Source organism: Gaetbulibacter sp. M240 (genome assembly GCF_043876815.1).
Classification (GTDB): domain Bacteria; phylum Bacteroidota; class Bacteroidia; order Flavobacteriales; family Flavobacteriaceae; genus Gaetbulibacter_A.
The window spans coordinates 199515-219005 of the sequence record NZ_JBAWKA010000003.1 but is presented as its reverse complement, the minus strand read 5'-3'; the positions used below and the strand labels follow the sequence as shown (position 1 = coordinate 219005).

Here is a 19491-nt window from a genome sequence, read left to right as displayed (position 1 = left end):
TAATAATTTAAATTTTATTCTTCTCTTAATGCTTCTATAGGTTTTACATTGGTAGCTTTGGTTGCTGGGATCAGACCAATTAAGGTTCCCAATATCGTTACTATGATTAGGGCTAAAAACACCATTCCAATGGATACCGACGGGTTTCTCATGGCGGCATCAGGCCCTTGTCCTGCAAACTTGTTTACCAACATCAAAATGAGACCGCCACTAATGATTCCCAGAACACCGGAAATTAATGAAATGGCTACCGATTCTACAATAATCTGACGTTTTATTAAAAAAGGCGTTGCACCCAAAGCACGACGCACCCCAATTTCTTTAGTGCGTTCTTTTACAGAAATAAGTAATATCCCACCAATGGCGAATACGCCGGCGATGAGTGTGGCAATCCCCACAAACCAGGTTAGAAATTGCATCCCTGTTAAAAACCCTGTGAGCTGGTCAAAACGCTCTCCCAGATTAAATCCATTTAAGGCACGATTATCATCAGGATGAATATCATGAATATTCCTCAACAACAATTTTACATCAGCATCCAATTGATTGATATCAAAATTTGGATCTCCTGTGATCATTAACAGGTCGACATCATTTCCACGATTATAAATTTCCTGAGCTGTGGCATAGGGCATATTAAAATCGATAACAGGTCCACCAAAATTCACTTGTTTAAACACCCCAATAATTTTAAAGTTAACATCGTTTGCTTTAATAAATTTGTCTATGGGATTTTCCCCTTTTTCAAATAATTGTTTGTAAACGTCATCAGAAATAACCGCTACTTTTCGGCGTTCCTTAATATCACTTTGATTTATATTTCTTCCAAAGATCAAATCTTTTTTAGCTAAAACGTCCAATAAAGGAACCTCACCTCGACCCGTAAAACTCGAGGTTAAGCTATTTCGACTTAAGGTGGATTGCACTTGAATACTGGGTACAACATATTCCACCCCAGGTATATTTTCTTTAATGCTTGTAACGTCATTCAAAGTCATTTGTACACGGCGCCCCTCCTGATATCCCTTAAAAGGTATTGTTGTTCGCCCGCCAAAAATGAACAAACTATTAGTGGCAAAATTTTCAAAACGAGTATTAAAATTATTTTCAATACCCTTTGCCGATCCCAGTAAACTTATTAGCAATAAGATACCCCACCATACACCAACCATGGTCAAGACAGACCTTAGTTTATTTTTTGTAAGGCTGTCGAAAACTTCTTGCCAGGTATCTTTTTCTAATAAAAACTTTATCATTTAATCGTTTCTTAAAGCAACAATAGGCTTTATTTTTGATGCTCGTTTGGCAGGTATAAAACCTGCAATAGCCCCAGCTATGATTAATACTATAGTTGCTGAAAATACAATGGATATGTTCACACTGGGATCAGTAATAAAATAGCGCTCCAAACTTGAGCCAATACTTTTGAGAATTCCCACACCTATAACTAGCCCTATATAACCTGTTATGGTGGTTATTAAAATGGTTTCCAGCAAAATGATGGAAACAATAGATCGAGGCGATGCTCCAAGAGCTTTTCGAATACCGATCTCTTTGGTACGTTCTTTCACAATAAAGATCATGATATTACTAATACCTAAAATACCGGCGATAAGCGTTCCAAATCCTATAATGGGAATTAAAATACCTAAACCAAACGATATATTATCAAGACGTTTTTTTGCAGTTAAAATACGGTCTCCTGCCCTAACCGCTCGCTGGTCGCTTGGCGCAACGCTATATTTGTTTTTTAATTTCAAGGTGATATTATTTACCAAAGCGAAAGCCTGATCTACGGTTAGGTTAGGTTTATAGCCCACCATTATGTTTAGTAACTTATCATCACCTGTGTAGAGCTTTTGAATTGTTGTATAAGGGGCATAAACAATACGCTCTTGGCTATCACCACCGTCATCGGAATAAACGCCCACAACTTTGTAAGCCACCCCTTCCAGTTCAAGATATTTTCCTAAGGCAGACTCTTTTCCAAATAAATCCGATTCTACCAGACGGCCTACAGCAACGAATTTATCTTTACTTTCAAGATCCCGATAATTAATAAAACGTCCTTTAATTATCTCTGACTTTTGCAAAAACTGATAATCCGGACTTACACCCATTACCGTAAAATCTCCTTTTTTTTCTTTATAACTTAAATTATAGTTTCGTCTTAAAGTTCCTGATATGTATTCGATATCATCTCGAAACTCACGAGCGATAAAATCAACATCGCTATTTGTCATTTGGATTTGTCTTCCAATTTGATAGCCTTTAAAAGGTTTGGACGTTGTACCAGTGTAAAAGGTAATCGCATTCTCCGCAGTGCGCACGAATAATTTTTGGAAGGTATTTTCAAGACCATTGGCAATCCCAAAGAGGATCGTAAACAACATAATAGCAAACACCACGGTAAACCCAGATAAAATAGCCCGGGTTCTGTTTTTGTTGATACTTTGTAATATCTCTCGCCAAAGGTCTAGATCAAACATCGTGTTTCGCTCTTACTTGTTCTATCATAGAATCCTCCAAAATGATACCATCCTTTAAACTCACAATACGCTTACACATATGTGCTATGTCGTCTTCATGGGTAACCATGAGAATGGTTTTTCCTTCATCATTCAATTGTTGAATAAAATCCATAATGTCATAAGAAGTCTTGCTGTCCAGAGCCCCTGTAGGCTCATCAGCCAAAAGTAATTTGGGATTAGCCGCCAAAGCGCGAGCTATAGCTACACGCTGATTTTGCCCTCCTGAAAGTTCTTTTGGAAGATGTGTTGCCCAATCGGTCAGGCCAACTTTTTCCAGATAAAACATGGCCTTTTCCTGGCGTTCTTTTCGACTCATGCCTTGATAATACAAAGGAAGCGCCACATTTTCCAAAGCCGTTTTGTAATTTATAAGATTGAAGGATTGAAAAATGAACCCCAAAAATTTATTTCGGTACAGTGCCGCTTTTTTTTCTGTCAGGTTTTTAATAGGCAACCCATCAAGCACATAAGAACCGGAGTCGGCTTCATCTAGCATTCCGATAATATTGAGTAGGGTGGATTTTCCAGAGCCTGAAGAACCCATAATGGCTACCATTTCGCCTTCTTTAACAGATAAATTAATACCTTTTAAAACATGTAAACTGGAATCCCCTATGGGATAGGACTTGTGCAAATTAGAAATCTCTAACACTTCAAAAAGAATTTATTGATTAGTAGCTAAAATCAATATAAGGTTACACTTTTAACCAACAAAGTTTTTATTAAATTTTTAACGCGTTCGATACTTTCGGTAAATAAAAATACCGAGACCTGCTATTAGAATATAAGGGACCGCCATGAGATATACGATACCGTCGTTTATGCCTTCGGCGGTAGATTGTCCCTGCTCACTTTCCAAAACCGCGCGACACATGGCACACTGTGAACTGGCGGCTACATGGAAAAACCCAATGAAGATTAAAAGAAGGATTTTGCGTTTCATAAACTTAACAACATCTTAAGGCACAAAGATAAATGATAAAATAATGACGCTGAAATAAAGGCACGGAAATAACAGTATACATCTCCAACAAATTACTTGTTTACAACAAAATAAAATTTCAACAAAATAATTAAAAGTTACTGTATACTAGACTTTTACATTAATATTTTTTGTACCTTACTATACCTAGATTAGCCTAAACCTAATTTACTGGAATACTAAAAAACAGTGAAACAATTACCTCAAGAGGCTATATTGAAATCGCTTGGACAAAGTATTAGAGCTGTAAGGCTGGAGAAAAATCTAAAACAGAATGAAGTTGCAAAACGCTGTGGTTTTTTCAAAAGTGGCTATAATGCTATTGAGTCCGGACATCGAAATGTATCACTTCTAACACTTTATAAAGTGGCTTTAGTACTGGAAACCCCTATATCGCAGTTTTTCAGTGATAAAGAATTTTACACTTTTATGAGCGAAGTATGAGACTTAAAATGATGTGGGATAGTATGGCGAAATTAATATGTAAACTAAAACTCCGGTAACCGCAACATACAACCAAAGCGGGAAGGTCGTTTTTGCTATTTTTTTATGTCTTTCAAAATCGTTTGTAATCGCTCTTACATAAGTTATCAATACAAATGGAATAACCGCGATAGATAGCAATATATGCGTTATTAATATGAAGTAATAAATATACTTGAGTGCCCCTTCTCCTCCAAACTTTGTAGAATCGCTTGTCATATGATACGCAACATACATCACCAAAAATGCCGCCGACAAAACAATTGCAAAGGTCATTAATCTTTTGTGGAGTGTTATTTTATTATTTCGAATGGCTATAAAAGCCAAAACCAGAACCATCGCCGTAAGGGCATTTATGGTAGCGTAAATAGGTGGTAAAAACACGGGTAGTGTGACGTCCAATTTTACACCGAATAAAACGGCAACAACCAGTGGTATTGCCACAGACAAGATTACAATAATCCTATTATACTTTTTATTGTTCTTTACGTTAGTGGTGTTATTCATTTAGTAATTTTTTAATATCTTCTTTTAAAGCGCTTATTTGCTCTTCTAAACCATCGTTATCCACTTTTTCTTCCTCAGAAATGATACCGCGGTAATATATTATTGGATTCCCAGATTCATCCCGTCTAGAACGAATATAGCCTTCCTTATCTATGAGTGCAAAATTCCCGGAATGTTCAAACCCTCCGGCTACATTAGGGTTTTCCCCGGCATAAATATTAAAGCCTTCATTAGACAATTTATAGATGGCCTCTTTTTCACCGGTTAGTAAATGCCAATTCGGATTGGTTATTCCGTATTGATCCGCATATGTTTTTAAAACTTCAGGCGTATCATTTTCAGGATTTATAGTAAACGAGGCAACACCAAAATCTTCAAATCCTTCAAAACTGTTTTGTATCTGAACCAGATTCCGGTTCATTTTTGGACAGATACTTGGACAAGTCGTGAAGAAAAACTCAACAACATAAACCTTTCCTAAATAATCCTCGTTAGTAATGGTTTCTCCATCTTGATTGGTGAACGTGAAAAACGGCACCTTTCTCGCCTTTCCGTTTATTTCAATATACATGAGATCAGAGGCTTTTTTATCCTCAGTAGCATAATCGCTTCTACTTTCTTTTCTAGTGATATCGTCGTTTGAAATTCTATCGATAATATCTGGAATAAAAATAATTCCAAAAACCAGAATAACAAACGCGATCCCGATATATGAATAGTTGGCTTTTTTTGACATATTTTATTTTTTTAGGTCGTTTGCACGACGAATATCCGTATTGAAATCACCTTTCCGTTTCTGCCGATATTCGGTAAATAAAATGCGGACGTCATCGCTCATTTTGTTTTTAATTTCGGCTACTTCTATACCGTTATAGCCCGAAAGGCTATAAAGGGGTTTGTTGTTTTGAATTTCTTTATCAGTACGATCATCAATTCGGCCTCGTTGATTTAAATCTCGATCGATAATAAATACATCATCTAAAGCAAGATCGGTCTTTAAGTCAGCATCACTTTTTAAACTAAGGTAAAGTTTTCGAATCATATCTGGAGTGCCAAACGCAAAATGCCAATATTTTAAATTCTCAAAACCACTAACCTCTTCCCTCACCGCTTTAGCCTGATCTTCCGTACCTATAGGGCTTACAAAAACCACTTGAAAGGTTTTGAATCCTTTGAATTTATCATAAACAAGCTCTTTAACATTTAGGGCCAACATATTATTATCTACTGGATCGCTACCTAAAAAGCCCAAAACCGTAATGTGATCTTTTAGTATTACCGGCTCTTCCAAGTCTGATGAGAATCCTTCGAGTTCGTGCACCTCTTCATTCACAATATCCAACGGCGTATAATTGTGCGTAGCCGGATATAAAAGGAGTAAAAATGTTACGGGAAGAAAAAATAAAATTCCTAAAATAACATACCTTTTAACTTTCTTATACTTCATAGGAATTGCAAATTTTTTCTTTGCAAAAATAAAAAAAGACGGCCTAAAAAAACCGTCTTTACTTATAATATTTATGTTAATACCGGATTAAAAATCTTTGGTAATATAACCATCATCATATATTCTGAAAATATAACTGCCTTCTTGCAACAAGATAAAAACCAAATAAATGATCAAAAACACAGCAGTCCAGATGACCATGCGTCTTAAGGCCTTGGTTTCATCTCTCATGTGCATAAAATCCCAAGTAATGTAATAGGCTTTTACAATGGTTAAACCAATGAAGATCCAGTTTAATAATTTCATTCCTAAGAACATCACCATTAAAGATTCCGGCTTGTAAATACCAAGAACTACCTCTATCGCTGTTACGATAGACAAAAAGACTAAAACGCCCCAGATTTTTTGAGTATTGGACTTAAATTTTACTAGTCCTCTGAATATTTCTAATTTATGTTCGTGTGCCATTTTAAATGCTGTTATTCGATATTAAACAAGATAGAAGAAGGTAAATACAAATACCCAAACTAAATCTACAAAGTGCCAGTATAAACCAACTTTTTCAACCATTTCGTAGCTCTTACGTCTTTCATAAGTTCCTAAAATAACATTGAAGAAAATAATGATGTTAATAACTACGCCTGAAAACACGTGGAATCCGTGGAATCCTGTAATGAAGAAAAAGAAATCTGCGAACAAAGGCGAACCATATTCATTACTATGTAAATTAGCACCCTCTATAACGGCTACGCCATGATCTTTTACGGTTTGAAGGGATTCTTCCCTCGAGAGCACTACCTTTTCACCACCCTCTGTTAACTCTTGTGTTCTCACTAAAATATCAGGATGTGCCTCTAAACCTTCAATAACTTCATTTACGGTAAATGACGGCAATGAACCTTCAGACATAAACCACATGCCTTCTGACTTTTCTAACTGATTACGAGGTGTATCTTTTGCAACCGCAAAATCTCTTAAAGCAACCCGTTCACCTTCTGTATTTAAGAATTGTAAAATATTACCTGATTTGGTTTGGATAGCACCGTAATCACCTTTAATGAAAGTTGCCCATTCCCAAGCTTGAGAGCCCACGAATATCAAACCTCCTATAATGGTTAAAAACATATAAAGGGTTACTTTGCCTTTATTTAAATGATGTCCTGCATCTACAGCTAATACCATAGTTACAGACGACATAATTAAGACAAAGGTCATAAATGCCACATAGATCATTGGAAGTTCCTGCCCGTGTAAAAAAGGTACGTGGGTAAATACTTCATCTGCTATTGGCCAGGAATCAATAAACTTAAATCTTGAAAAGCCATACGCCGCTAAAAATCCGGAAAAGGTTAATGCATCAGATACGATAAAAAACCACATCATCATTTTACCGTAACTAGCTTGCAACGGTTGGTTTCCGCCACCCCATGTTTTGCCTTCTGTCCCAGTATTTAAAACTGTAGTACTCATATTATAAGGTTGTAATTAAAAGTTTCACAAAAATAATCAATTTATTTATCTAAAGAAATATAAAAACAAAAAGAGATATAACCACAGGATATCAACAAAATGCCAGAAGGTTGCTGCGAGTTCAAAACCAAGCATTTTCGTTGGCTGATACTTTTGTTTAAAATGATTATAAATTACTACCAATAAACAAATTAAACCCACAACTACATGTAAAATATGTACTAAAGCAATCAAATACACGTACGACATGGTCACATTACTGGTTGGTCCGGTAAAATTATAACCTGCATTTATGATTTCAGCAAACCCTTTAAATTGGTTCACAATAAAAAATATTCCTAACACAAAAGTTACCAAAAGCAACACTGTTGTACTTTGCCTTTTGTTCTGTTTCAAGAACCGCTGTGCTAAAAATAAAGTAAGGCTACTTGCTAAAATAATTACCGTACTAATTATAAACGGGTCGGGTAATTGAAAATCCTTTAACCAATCTGGGCGTGTACTACTAACTACGTAGGCACTTGTCCAACCAGCAAAGGACATGATCAGCGAAATGATGCCAAACCAAAGCATCATTTTTTTGGCTCTATTTTGTTTTTCTTCTTGTGTTCCTTGTGTTAAATCCATGATTAACTTAAAAATTTATCAGCTACATAAACAATCTGTACTAGCGTGATATATGAGACACTTACCAGCATAAGTTGTTTTGCAGCTTTTTCAGTCATTTTATTAAAGAGTTGTATCGCATAATATAACAACCCTAAGCCAAGCGCGAAAACCACTACGGCAGCCAGAATTGACAAATGCAATTTACCAGTAAAACCAAATACCGGTATGATGGATACCAAAATGGTCCAAATCGTATACATAATCACCTGTACTGCTGTACCCTTATCTTGTTTCCCAGTAGGTAACATAAAAAAACCACCTTTTTTGTAGTCTTCAAACAAGAACCAACCTATAGCCCAAAAATGTGGAAATTGCCAAAAAAATTGCAAGGCGAATAAAGTTCCCGGCTCAATACCGAAATCGTCGGTAGCAGCTACCCAACCTAACATAAAGGGAATAGCTCCAGGAATAGCGCCTACGAACACAGCTAATGGTGTCATGGTTTTTAATGGCGTATATACACAGGTATATAAAAATATAGAAATGGCGCCAAACATGGCCGTTTGCTTATTAATAGTGTAAAGTATTACCACTCCGGCTATAGTAAATAAAGAAGCGATAATAAAGGCCGTGGTTACAGACATACGGCCGGCAGGAATGGGCCGATTTTTAGTGCGGTTCATTTTAGCATCCAAATCTCTCTCAATGATCTGGTTGAAAGCATTAGAAGCTCCCACCATAAAATAACCTCCTAAAGCAAGTAGAATAAGGGTCTTCATATTCACAACATCTACCCCTAAAAGATAACCGGCCAACGACGAAAAGACAACGCTAATTGCCAGGCGCATCTTTGTAATTTCTTTAAAATCGTGAATTAAAGACGGATTTTCTATGCTTGTTTTCGATCTACCCAAACCAGTGTTGCTATCGCGTTTTGTAATGAGAGTGCAAAGATACTTCATAAAAGCGTTTTCACCAATGCAAAATCCTTATAAATGTATTGATATAAAGTTAAAATTTAGCCAGGGAGTAAAAAAACCATAACACCTATTGAAGTGTCATGGTTTTAATATAGAAAATGAGGGTAAATTTAATTCTGAACGTCAAAAACAATTGGCAAGCTATACTTCACACCCACATTTTTGTCCTGCATTTTTCCGGGTGTCATTTCAGGAATCAGTTCGATCACCCGAACAGCCTCTTTTTCCAGATTGGTGTGCGGTGCTCTGGCTTGAATTTTAGTAATCTTGCCAGTTTTGTCGATAGTAAACATAACATTTATACGTTGCCTTCCATTTAAATTTAGATCACTTGCTAATTCCGAATTAAAATTTCTCCTTACAATTTTTTGAATTTTATCTGACATACATTCCCGCCGACCTATATTGGTTGTTTCCTTTTCGCAACCGGGATATACAGGTACCTTTTGAACTAAAACAATAGGAACATCGACATCGACCGGCTTCTTCTCCAAGCCGTTAAAGTCAGGCGTACTCGTATTTATTGAAGGGGAAGGGCCTAAAATAGTTTTTGCTGGATCTTCCTCTCCGGAGTCATTTGAAACTTGTTTAAAGATTGGTGCCTGAACTGATTTTATAGGAGATTGTGTTTCCAGTTTCTTTTCAGGTTCAACGGTGAAGTTCTGCGCAAAATTGTAATCAAAGGAGTCATCAATTATTTCCGGGGGATTAAAATATGGAACCTCGGTTTGAAAACGCATTTCTAAAAGCCCAAAGACCATCAGTAAACATAAAATTAATCCTATTTGAAAATAGAACGTACTGTTTTTTTGTAAATTTACACCTTGCTTTTGTGAAATTTTTAAAGTAGAATCATTTTGCCGAATGATCTCATTACTTTGATTTTGTTTTTTCATAATATGTGAAGATTATATGTTAATATTATGCTAAAACCACAATAAGCATACCATAAAGAAATCCCGGTACGTAAAGTATCGGGATTTCTGTTTTTTGTGAAGCTTCTTAAAATAAGTCCATAAAAAAACCCCAAAGGATACCTTTGGGGTGTATATTAAAAAATAGGGTATTAATTAATCTTGTACCTGGAAAACAATTGGTAAAGAATACGGAACTGTTACAGCCTTACCACGCTGCTTACCTGGTTTCATTTTAGGAAGGCTGTTTATTACACGTGCAGCTTCCTTTTCTAAGCCAGGGTGTGGCGCTCTTGATCGTACACCGGTTACGTTACCAGTCTTATCAATTTTAAAAATTACATTAATACGTTGTCTTCCTGATAATCCTAGATCACTAGCTAATTCTGTATTGAAATTTCTAGTTACAAATCTTTGGATTTTCTCAGACATACATTGCTTTTTGGCGTTATTACCTTGTTCATTTTCGCAACCTGGAAAAATCGGCACATTCTCAATAACTGCAAAAGGTACCTCTACATCTTCTTCAACCTCATCTACCATCACATCTTCCACCTCAACGATCTCAGTTTCCTGATCAGCCTCAGTAGACTCAATTACGGTTTCCTCAACATCCTCATCATCCTCAACAACTTCGATCACTTCGGGAGCTGCTGGCGGTGGTGGTGGTGGTGGTGGCATTTGTAATTGTTCCGTGATTGGCACATCTTCTTCATCCAATTGGTCCATATCTACTTGACCAATATCAATATTCGACTTATCGTAAGTTTTGTAATTAATCGCCAGGTTAGTTATGAATAACATAACCGCTAAACCAATTGCAAAAAAGAGCGAACTGTTACGTCCAACATTTGCTTGCGGGCTTTTCTTAGGTTCCATATTTATTCGTTTATCAAGATTGCTAATTTAACTATTTATTTACTAAAAAAGCAAGCATTTAAGTCTTTTTAACTTGTTTTTTTAGCTTTTACTTTCATAATGAATGCCGTAAACAATGCTCCTAAAGTGTTTGCCAAGGCATCATAAAACTCAAAGGCTCTGTATTCTGTCAACACATGTTGTAATACCTCAATAATTGTACCAAAAAGCACGGCTCCAAGGACCGAAAAAACAAGTGATTTTTTTTGGTTTAGTTCAAAAAAATAAAAACAGGTGTAGAACCAAATTAAGCTCAGAAGGGTGTAGGCAACAAAATGAAAAATTTTATCGACAAAATCAACGCCTAAATCAGGAAGGTTATTGAGTCTAATCAGACTTACCGTCAGCAAGGCCATTGTATACCCTAAAGCGCATACGAAAAGCCCTTTTTTAAGCACCTACCAAGGCTTTGTAATCGTCTGCAGAAAGCAGGTTTTCAGCTTCTGACAAATCACTGCACTTAACTTTGATCATCCAGCCTTCACCATAAGGATCTGAATTCACTTTTTCTGGCTCATCCTCCAAAATTTCATTGAAGGCTGTAATTTCTCCCGAAAGGGGTAAGAAAAGATCTGAAACCGTTTTTACAGCTTCTACCGTACCAAAAATCTCTTCGGCATCAAGGGTTTCATCTACAGTTTCTACTTCAACATATACGATGTCACCCAATTCACTTTGTGCAAAATCAGTGATCCCAATAGTTGCTACATCTCCTTCAATTTTAACCCACTCGTGATCTTTTGTATATTTTAAATCTGCTGGTATTGTCATGGTTATTAGTTATAAAGTTATTCGCAAATGTATCTATTCAAAACTAAATTTCAAATAGAATATGTTTAATTACCAAAATTATATCGCAGGGTAATTCCGGATCTTATTGTGGTTAGCGGGAATGCCGTTGAAATGGCATATTCCGAGAACGAATAATCGAAGTAGAAAATCCCTGTAAGATTTTTACTGAATGCATAATCGGCAGAATATTTCAGACCCCAAATGGTTTGTCCGGAGGTGATCTGATTATTCTCTAAATCCAGGTAGCGTATGATTGTTTTATTATCTCTAACTGAGATATCAGCTTTCATATTCAGGTCGCTAACAATACGCTTTTGAGGGCCGGCTAGGTTGGAGCGGATTCGCAAATCTTTAATTCTATATCCCAGGCCTAAGGTGTACTCATTACCTAAAACTTCAGTGAGTAAATTGTTATCAAAGCTTAAGGATAGCATACGATCTTTCTTAATTTCCGCCAGTATCTTTACCGAATTTTTCATCTCCATATCCAAACGCATTAAAGGGCTAAAGGTTTCTACCAAATTGATATTGGTAAACAAGCGTTCATTTTTATAATTCCCCGATTGATCCAGTACATCATTAGGTTGGTTATCGTAGGTTACGGCGAAATCTATAGGGTTATAATTCAGATTTGACTGATATTGATTTATGGTATAGGTAGATCGATATCCGTGAGTCAAAGAAAACCTTTTGAAGCGTTTTTTAAACCAATTGAACCTCATAAATCCGGTATACTTAAGGTCCCAATTTGGGATTGGCACATTTCGGAAAGCACCCAGACTTACCTGATCGGCATCCTGCCCGGTGTAAGCCGCCAAAAAGGCCGGTAAAAGTACCGCCTGATTGGATTTACCAAACCCTTTAGGGAAGCCGTCTGCATCTAAATCATTAACATCTGCTCCGCTCCTAGCCGCTAAACGTCTGGCTACTTTTAGACGATTAGCTCTAAAGGTATCAAAGGCATCACTGGTAATCTCATTACTTGTGCTAAAAGATGTTTTGATTAATAGGGTTGAAATATTAAAATTACCAAAGGTATTCGGTGTTAAAGATTCGTACTCGTAATTACCACCATTATTATTTACACGGTAATTTTCCGTGTAATTTTCATAATAAGCGCGGTTCCCAACCAGATCGATTTTTAAATCCTGAACAGGTTGTAAATTGGCTGAAAAGTCAAATTGTTTTGTGTTTGTGGTCGAATATTGCTGGTTGAATTCTGGAAACAACGTAAGCCATCCTTTACGGGCTGCTAAATACCGGATGTCTGCCTGACTACCAAACGTATAACCCAAGGTTGGTTTAAGGGTCCCTATGAAACCCGGTGTTTGTGTATAACCCGGCAAATAAGTTCCACTATTTTCCGAGTAATTGAACTGTACCCGTTTAATACTCGTTAAAATATCAATTCCCGTATTTAATATTTTCGTACCTGAATCGCTTTTTGTTTTTGAAGTATTCGAAGTATTGTTATTCTCGTCTTTCGACCGAACACGGGTTCGCCGGGTTGGTTTTTTAACCAAACCAATCGTGCGATAAAAGCGATTCATGTCGAACGATGTATTGAAATTATGTGTATTCCCATTTTGAATGGTATGTCCGAGATCATAGGTTTGTCCGTCTACTTCCAAATTACCATAAAGGTCAGAACCTTTTTGCCATTGGAAACTCCCACTGTATTGATAGGTGGCATTGCTTATAAAATTAAATAAAGGTATTTTAGAAATTGGAACCTGATAGGTAATACCCAAATTTTGAGATTGCCTGTTCGGGTCACCAAGATCAAAAAGACCGTCCCAGACATCCAGACTCGGATCCTGCTCCCCGTTGATGATGTTATCCTTAAAATAATTTCGAACAATATTGTTGTTTGAGGCTGTGAGATTAAGCTGTAAAGCTTCAGTAATATTATAATTTATCGTGTACTGCGTATTGAAGGTATAATTCCTTCTAAACAATTCATCGATACCAATATTATCACCACCAAGATCGATCTCTCTAAATTTCTGCTTATTAAATTGTCTATTAAGATCTGTGTTTACCGTAAAACTGGTTGGAAGAAGATTAAGATTAAAATCCTTTAGGATACGCCAGTATTTTCCATTAAAAATAGAATCATTTTTACGGAATGGTGCGATCGTTACCGGATTAAAGTTATGCGCATAGTTTGCGCCAAGGCGAACTGTTTTATTTACCGAATTTTGAATTTCAAAATCGCGGTGCTCTACTTTATTAAAGGAATAATTTAAGGTGAAATTTTCAACATCATAAAAACGAGCTGTTTTTTCGGTAGTCCGATTCTTCCTCACTCCAATGAAATTAATACTTTGCCTTTTTGTGTAATCTTCAGAATTCTGCCTGATGGCTTCTTTTTCCTGCTCCGAATTGGCAGCATCCAAGCGAGACTGCAAGGTGAGATCCTTATAGAACTGATCGTATTTTGGTGTTACCAGTTCTTCACTTTGAGCATAGTTGAATGGCAATTGAACACCCCATTTTTTTGGAAGCAACTGCCCTAAATTAACATTCGTAACGACGTCATATTGCTTAACATCTTCTAAACTACGCTGACTTGGCCCTTGTTCCAGAGATCCAAATCCCGAAGTACTTTGACGGCCCGTAGCACTCACATTAGCAAAATCAGCAATATTAGAATCCATACTTAATACCGCTGCCCAGCCACCCTCATTATCCATATCCGACAAACGAAGTTCATTGAACCAAACCTCCCCACAAACATCATTTCTGGTCGTAGCATTTTTAACTCCAATCATTAAGCTTCGAACATCCCCGAAATTAGGATTTCCTTTTATAGCAATACGATGTTGACCAGCCACATAGCCGGTATACTGACTTCCGGTAATCGGCACAGGTTCACCATTAACAACATCATAAAAAGTTGGGTCTTCATTAGCCAGGGTACCATTTGAAATTCCTAAAGCTTTAATCTGGGCTAATAATTCAATAGGTAAATTAATTTCATTAGCTTCCGGCCATATACCTTCTCTAGTCAAAGAGGTTGATACCTGTAAAGGCAGTTCGATCTGATAATAATTACCATTTAAATCATTCCCTAATCGTATAAAGCCCACCAGCTCATCACTACTTAGAGTTCCTGTTTCACCGGGTTGGGCATGCATAAACATTCTCATCCGGTTAAACTGACGCATATCAATACTAATATTTTTAAATACCCCTTTAGCGTCCTGACTTTCTAAATTACAAACCTTTACTACCAACGACTGTTCATTTTGATCTACAACCGTATTATTATTAAATAATTGTTCGGGTTCAATGCCTGGCGGACGTTGGTAACTACCTTCATTTTCCAAGGTACCTATAACACCTACCGAAAAATCAGTTTCGGGGTCCGTCGGTGTCGGATCATTTTTGTCCAGAGCTTGAGTATATCTGCGCCAATCGCTACGCACCAAATCTAAGGTACCAAAACGAAATACCGTGGGCGCTATAAAATCTCTCAAATAGATACGTGTGAATCGTACAGACCGTAGGTCGCTAATACCACCAACGGCCCGAACATGGCTTCCTTGAACAGGTATTCTAAATTGATACCACCGTATATTTCTTGTTTCGCCGTTAGGCAACGACCGAGGACGCTCTTTGAAATCACGCAAAAATTCTTTTATAGGATTACTATCCGGAAGGTTTTCAAAATCAGCCTGAGACGTTGGTAAGTTCTGGGGATTTAAGTCCAACTCGTATTCAAAATAACTATCAATAGTATTCATAGTATTGTCCCTATTGATATCTTCAACATCAGGTTGCGTATTTGCCCCACGTTGGGTATCTGTAAATGTATCTGGTGTATTCCCCTGAACACCATTATATTTTTTATAACGTTCAAAAATATTCCCTTCAGCATTAAGGAAGAACTGGTAATTATCATTAGCAGGATCGGGACCAAAGTTAGCACCAAATTGGGCTGCTTCTTCGGCATCATCATAACCATCATAACCAACATCCTGATTGGTACGTTCCTCCCCCGTAGTATCAAAAGCATAAATAAGTGATTGATTTTGTGGCACTACAGTTCCAAAAGCTGTTGTTGGTAATAAGCTCACATCACCATCTTTAGGGAGTCCGTTTTCATATAATTTACGTCCATCCTTAACAACATCCTCTGAAATATTTCCAAGGTTAAAAACTAATTTCCCACCTGGGTTACTCGGATTATCCTGGAAAGGATCCTGCAACCAAAAATCGATATACTCTACATTTTGTTGTTCAAAATCGGTAGAAGTTATTTGGCGTGTAATACCCGCCCAACTATCTTCAGGGTTATCTAAAATCCCATCAGCTGCAGAAGGATCAAAATTATAAGGACCTCGCTCTTCAGGATAATAGGCCAAATCTAAAGTAAAAAGTACTGAGGTTTGTCCTTGTACCAGATCGCGTTCGGGAAATAATTCATTAATAAAAACTCTACTGGTATACAGACTTGATAAATCTTCATCACTAATGCCATTAGGCCGTCTACCAGTATAAAAAATAGGGTCGATGGAATACCAGTTTAGCATGGCGCGCTGGTAGCCGTTTTGTATCCCATTATCGTCTGCATTTGGATTAATATCGAGATTAATTCCCACGGGTCTACTGGCCAAGGCCCAGGCTTGTTGGGAACGTAAATCAATTCCGTTTTGAGAACCTTCAAAATCGTCAATATACGACGTGGCTTCTCCATTAAAGTTGGTACCCTTTGGAGCGCCCGGAGCTAAATAGGCAAATTCTCCACGTAGAGATAGATTAGAAGGAACATCCGTATCAATATTAGGTAATTTATTAGCTAATCGGGTTAAAAAGGGTACCTCTGTAGAGTAATTTCCGTTTACACCAAAAATAGTATTGTTTATAGGTTCTGTACCAAAATTAGCCTTTTGGGTAATAGGCCGTTCGTTTAAATTTAAAAGGGTGGCGCCAAGTACAAAATTCTCATTGAATTTATGTTCAACATTCAATCCTGTAAAACGACGGGTTTGTTGCCCAAATACCGCATTATTTTCTGTAGAAACCTCAATAGGTGTATTAGAAGCTTTTAAAGCTTCATCCAAAATTTCAACAGTACCCTGGGTATAGTTTACCACATAATCAACCCCTTCAACCAGAACACGACCACCAGCCGTTACACGAACCGATCCTCTTGGAACATTAAAACTACCGATAGGTATCCCCGATCCACCAGTATTTTTATAACGCCCTTTAAGTTTGAATTTGTTTTTTTCTACGTCATCAAGTGCTGCAGTTTTGGTACTACTATAGAGTTTATTGTAAACGTATTTTTGTTGATTTTCATTATAACTTGTTGGATCTTCGTACGTACTACCGCCACCTAAAACATTATACAAGTATTCTCCAAAGGGTTCAACATTTGGAAAAATGATCTTTCCGGTTTGAGGTATAATGGTTATTCCCGATACAAAATCAAAGAAACCATCACCGCGCTCCTGAGGGTCGTTATTAAAATTCAGCTTATCTAAATTGAATACCCGAAGTAAAGGAGAGTTTTGAATACGGTCGTTTTCAGGCGTACTTCCGGTCACTGGGTTACCATCAATATCTAATGGAAAATCACTAGTAACGGGTGAAATAAAATTTAATGGCGAAGCTTCATTATAAAAAATATTGAGTTTAAAATCGTCCTGTGATACATTATACGAACCGGTATCATAGATGTTCTTCATCATCAAATCCCAGATCGGTAAATCAACATTGGTAACACTACTTTTTAATAATTTTAAAATGAGGTTTGAATTAACAACTTGTGTTACTTGCCCAGAAGTATTGGTGCTTACTTGGGTCGCATCTACCCCATCGTTAGCAAATTCCCCCACCTGATATACCTGACCTCCAACCGTGTATTGGAAAGCAACAGCTAGCACTTCATCGTTGTTCAAACGCTGATTCAATGAAATATAACCCAGGTCTTTATTGATAATATATTCCTGCCCTTCTGTTAATTTCCTGGCATTTTCCAGACTGGCAAAGTCAAAACCTTCATTCACATTAGGCACTAAAATTCCAGATTTCACCGTTGCCACATCACGTATGGCATCCGTTATCTGAGACCCGGCCCCGCCAATATTTGTGGGGTCATAGGCATTGTTTTGATTCCTTGGGAAAGCACCGGGAGCTCCCGAAACATTTACGGTAGAATAAGCCTTATTGGTTTCTCCTAAATCCTGAAGCCCCACAATATTTCTAACATTATCGGTTCGGTTGCTACGGTTGGTTACCCAAACTTCGATACGTGTAATTTGTAAGCCTTTATTATTAATGAAAGGATAATTCTTTAAAGCGTCATCGTAGGTGTCACGAAAGTATTGCGCCAGAAAGAAATGTCGATTTTCATCATAATCGCGCACAAAAAGTTCAAATTCTTCAAGTGTACCACCCCCTTGTGCCACCACAGTGTTGGATTGCGATTTTTGCTCAGAAAATACCCCCGTAACTGTTGTTTTTCCGAATTGCAATTGTGTTTTTACCCCAAATAAACTTTGTGCACCACTAATTAGGGAACTATTAAGTGGCATATTCACATTTCCGACTTCGATCTTTTGAATGATATCGTCTTCTGTGGGTGTATATTCAAGTTTAATCAGGTTTTGAAAATCGAAGGTTGATTGGGTATCATAATTTGCTGTGATCTGCAGGCGTGTCCCTACCTTACCTATTAAGCTCAGACTAATACGCTGGTCGAAATCAAAGCTAAAATTACTCCGGTTTCTGGGTGAGAATGAGGGATTATCCTGCTTGGAAAATAAAACGCCAAGATCCATCTCAACTGAACCCTGCGGTATAATCTCGATAGTATTACCTCCAAATACAGATTCAAAAAATGACGAATTCACATAAAATTCGGGTAATAGATTCTTTTGAGCATCCTCAGTGCCTTCTTTCTTACCGTCGTAAGCCGACACCTTTTCTTTGTAGTAAGCACTTAAACTCTGCTTTGCAACAAGATCATAATACTCCTTGGGTGTTAATATAATCGGATATCTGATATCGAAGTTATCAATTTTTTCAGTGTAGATGTATCTATTAGTAACAGGGTCGTAAGTGTATTTGGACTCAATACTTTTGGGGTCGGCAGTTTTTATGCTACCCTTAGAATAACCTGGTCGGATAGAGTCCTGCTGCCCGTAAATTTGAGAGGAATAAAAAAACACGAAACAAATAAAGGCCAATTGTTTCACTAATTTTAATGCTTTCCTGTTGGTTATTTTCAAAATAAATTACAAGTTTTTAAGCGCCTGTTTTATTATGGTTTCAACATTGGCATCAGGTTCCGACATTAGAAATTTGTCTACAACACGCTCGGCCTGCTTTTTCACAAAACCTAATACCTCTAAAGCAGATAACGCTTCATCCCTATTAGTATTGCCTCCAACCGGAGAAACTTCGTCGATATCATAAATCTTTAAAATCTTATCCTTCAAATCTAAAATAACACGTTGTGCTGTTTTCGCACCAATCCCTTTAATAGATTGGATCAGAGCGACATCTCCGGTTGCAATTCCTTCACGAACCTGCTTTGGAGTTAAAGATGACAGCATAGTTCTCGCAATACTGGCGCCAACCCCACTTACAGAAATAAGTAATTTAAAAATCTCACGTTCTGCTACAGAGGAAAAACCGAATAAGGTATGAGAATCTTCCTTGACTTGTAGATAGGTATAAAGCTTTAAATTTTCGGCATCAGGAATTTGCGTAAAGGTATGCAGTGAAATATGTATCATATATCCAACCCCATTGCAATCTATAACCACATAGGTGGGATTTTTTTCAATAAGTTTTCCCTGTAGGTGTGTAATCATTTAGTAAAATGGATTATTTCGAAATG

Annotated in this window: 18 protein-coding genes; 1 reads left to right on the top strand and 17 read right to left on the bottom strand. The window is 37.2% G+C overall.

Annotated features, from left to right (window positions below; genetic code table 11):
* Positions 1 to 14 precede the first annotated feature (14 nt).
* From V8G61_RS10110 to V8G61_RS10095, 4 genes are all read right to left on the bottom strand, one after another.
* Positions 15 to 1256, bottom strand: a complete 1242-nt coding sequence (locus tag V8G61_RS10110) for an ABC transporter permease (RefSeq protein ID WP_394875524.1) — start codon at positions 1254 to 1256, stop codon at positions 15 to 17.
* Positions 1257 to 2489, bottom strand: a complete 1233-nt coding sequence (locus V8G61_RS10105; RefSeq protein WP_394875522.1) for an ABC transporter permease — start codon at positions 2487 to 2489, stop codon at positions 1257 to 1259.
* On the bottom strand, positions 2482 to 3183 hold the full coding sequence (locus V8G61_RS10100; protein WP_394875520.1) for an ABC transporter ATP-binding protein: 702 nt from the start codon (positions 3181 to 3183) through the stop codon (positions 2482 to 2484). The genes V8G61_RS10105 and V8G61_RS10100 overlap by 8 nt, the downstream gene beginning before the upstream one ends.
* A 78-nt stretch (positions 3184 to 3261) precedes the next feature.
* Positions 3262 to 3474, bottom strand: coding sequence for a hypothetical protein (locus V8G61_RS10095; RefSeq protein WP_394875518.1), 213 nt, complete (start codon positions 3472 to 3474; stop codon positions 3262 to 3264).
* A gap of 228 nt (positions 3475 to 3702) precedes the next feature.
* Between V8G61_RS10095 and V8G61_RS10090 the strand changes: the two genes are divergently transcribed.
* Positions 3703 to 3957, top strand: coding sequence for a helix-turn-helix domain-containing protein (locus V8G61_RS10090; protein WP_394875516.1), 255 nt, complete (start codon positions 3703 to 3705; stop codon positions 3955 to 3957).
* A gap of 3 nt (positions 3958 to 3960) precedes the next feature.
* On the opposite strand, the gene V8G61_RS10085 is transcribed toward V8G61_RS10090, so the two are convergent.
* The 13 genes from V8G61_RS10085 to ruvA all read right to left on the bottom strand — a co-directional run bounded on the left by V8G61_RS10085 (position 3961) and on the right by ruvA (position 19465).
* On the bottom strand, positions 3961 to 4503 hold the full coding sequence (locus V8G61_RS10085; protein ID WP_394875514.1) for a DUF420 domain-containing protein: 543 nt from the start codon (positions 4501 to 4503) through the stop codon (positions 3961 to 3963).
* The gene (locus V8G61_RS10080) at positions 4496 to 5239 is read right to left on the bottom strand and encodes an SCO family protein (RefSeq protein ID WP_394875512.1); all 744 of its coding nucleotides are present in this window, start codon (positions 5237 to 5239) and stop codon (positions 4496 to 4498) included. Before V8G61_RS10080 ends, V8G61_RS10085 begins: the two co-directional genes overlap by 8 nt.
* 3 nt (positions 5240 to 5242) lie before the next feature.
* The gene (locus tag V8G61_RS10075; RefSeq protein WP_394875510.1) at positions 5243 to 5950 is read right to left on the bottom strand and encodes a hypothetical protein; all 708 of its coding nucleotides are present in this window, start codon (positions 5948 to 5950) and stop codon (positions 5243 to 5245) included.
* Between the two features lie 87 nt (positions 5951 to 6037).
* The gene (locus V8G61_RS10070) at positions 6038 to 6418 is read right to left on the bottom strand and encodes a cytochrome C oxidase subunit IV family protein (protein ID WP_394875508.1); all 381 of its coding nucleotides are present in this window, start codon (positions 6416 to 6418) and stop codon (positions 6038 to 6040) included.
* A gap of 21 nt (positions 6419 to 6439) precedes the next feature.
* A complete protein-coding gene (locus V8G61_RS10065; protein ID WP_394875506.1) occupies positions 6440 to 7420 on the bottom strand; it encodes a cytochrome c oxidase subunit 3 in 981 nt (326 codons plus the stop codon).
* Between the two features lie 45 nt (positions 7421 to 7465).
* Positions 7466 to 8047: a heme-copper oxidase subunit III gene (locus V8G61_RS10060; RefSeq protein ID WP_394875504.1), complete on the bottom strand. Its 582-nt coding sequence runs from the start codon at positions 8045 to 8047 to the stop codon at positions 7466 to 7468.
* A 2-nt stretch (positions 8048 to 8049) separates the two neighbouring features.
* A complete protein-coding gene (cyoE, locus tag V8G61_RS10055; protein WP_394875502.1) occupies positions 8050 to 8991 on the bottom strand; it encodes a heme o synthase in 942 nt (313 codons plus the stop codon).
* A gap of 128 nt (positions 8992 to 9119) precedes the next feature.
* The gene (locus V8G61_RS10050; RefSeq protein WP_394875500.1) at positions 9120 to 9905 is read right to left on the bottom strand and encodes an energy transducer TonB; all 786 of its coding nucleotides are present in this window, start codon (positions 9903 to 9905) and stop codon (positions 9120 to 9122) included.
* A 174-nt stretch (positions 9906 to 10079) separates the two neighbouring features.
* Positions 10080 to 10802: an energy transducer TonB gene (locus V8G61_RS10045; RefSeq protein ID WP_394875498.1), complete on the bottom strand. Its 723-nt coding sequence runs from the start codon at positions 10800 to 10802 to the stop codon at positions 10080 to 10082.
* Positions 10803 to 10870: 68 nt separating this feature from the next.
* A complete protein-coding gene (locus V8G61_RS10040) occupies positions 10871 to 11239 on the bottom strand; it encodes a VanZ family protein (RefSeq protein WP_394875496.1) in 369 nt (122 codons plus the stop codon).
* A complete protein-coding gene (gene gcvH, locus V8G61_RS10035) occupies positions 11232 to 11612 on the bottom strand; it encodes a glycine cleavage system protein GcvH (RefSeq protein ID WP_394875494.1) in 381 nt (126 codons plus the stop codon). The genes V8G61_RS10040 and gcvH overlap by 8 nt, the downstream gene beginning before the upstream one ends.
* Before the next feature lie 65 nt (positions 11613 to 11677).
* Positions 11678 to 18877, bottom strand: coding sequence for a cell surface protein SprA (gene sprA, locus V8G61_RS10030; RefSeq protein WP_394875492.1), 7200 nt, complete (start codon positions 18875 to 18877; stop codon positions 11678 to 11680).
* A gap of 6 nt (positions 18878 to 18883) precedes the next feature.
* Positions 18884 to 19465 (bottom strand): Holliday junction branch migration protein RuvA, encoded by a 582-nt coding sequence (gene ruvA / locus V8G61_RS10025; RefSeq protein WP_394875490.1) that lies wholly within the window; start codon positions 19463 to 19465, stop codon positions 18884 to 18886.
* Positions 19466 to 19491 lie beyond the last annotated feature (26 nt).

Excerpts from the sequence above, each read along its gene's own strand:
- V8G61_RS10110 (WP_394875524.1), bottom strand. The coding sequence starts at position 1,256 with ATGATAAAGTTTTTATTAGAAAAAGATACCTGGCAAGAAGTTTTCGAC.
- V8G61_RS10105 (WP_394875522.1), bottom strand. The coding sequence starts at position 2,489 with ATGTTTGATCTAGACCTTTGGCGAGAGATATTACAAAGTATCAACAAA.
- V8G61_RS10095 (WP_394875518.1), bottom strand. The coding sequence starts at position 3,474 with ATGAAACGCAAAATCCTTCTTTTAATCTTCATTGGGTTTTTCCATGTA.
- V8G61_RS10085 (WP_394875514.1), bottom strand. The coding sequence starts at position 4,503 with ATGAATAACACCACTAACGTAAAGAACAATAAAAAGTATAATAGGATT.
- V8G61_RS10080 (WP_394875512.1), bottom strand. The coding sequence starts at position 5,239 with ATGTCAAAAAAAGCCAACTATTCATATATCGGGATCGCGTTTGTTATT.
- V8G61_RS10075 (WP_394875510.1), bottom strand. The coding sequence starts at position 5,950 with ATGAAGTATAAGAAAGTTAAAAGGTATGTTATTTTAGGAATTTTATTT.
- V8G61_RS10070 (WP_394875508.1), bottom strand. The coding sequence starts at position 6,418 with ATGGCACACGAACATAAATTAGAAATATTCAGAGGACTAGTAAAATTT.
- V8G61_RS10065 (WP_394875506.1), bottom strand. The coding sequence starts at position 7,420 with ATGAGTACTACAGTTTTAAATACTGGGACAGAAGGCAAAACATGGGGT.
- V8G61_RS10060 (WP_394875504.1), bottom strand. The coding sequence starts at position 8,047 with ATGGATTTAACACAAGGAACACAAGAAGAAAAACAAAATAGAGCCAAA.
- cyoE (WP_394875502.1), bottom strand. The coding sequence starts at position 8,991 with ATGAAGTATCTTTGCACTCTCATTACAAAACGCGATAGCAACACTGGT.
- V8G61_RS10050 (WP_394875500.1), bottom strand. The coding sequence starts at position 9,905 with ATGAAAAAACAAAATCAAAGTAATGAGATCATTCGGCAAAATGATTCT.
- V8G61_RS10045 (WP_394875498.1), bottom strand. The coding sequence starts at position 10,802 with ATGGAACCTAAGAAAAGCCCGCAAGCAAATGTTGGACGTAACAGTTCG.
- gcvH (WP_394875494.1), bottom strand. The coding sequence starts at position 11,612 with ATGACAATACCAGCAGATTTAAAATATACAAAAGATCACGAGTGGGTT.
- ruvA (WP_394875490.1), bottom strand. The coding sequence starts at position 19,465 with ATGATTACACACCTACAGGGAAAACTTATTGAAAAAAATCCCACCTAT.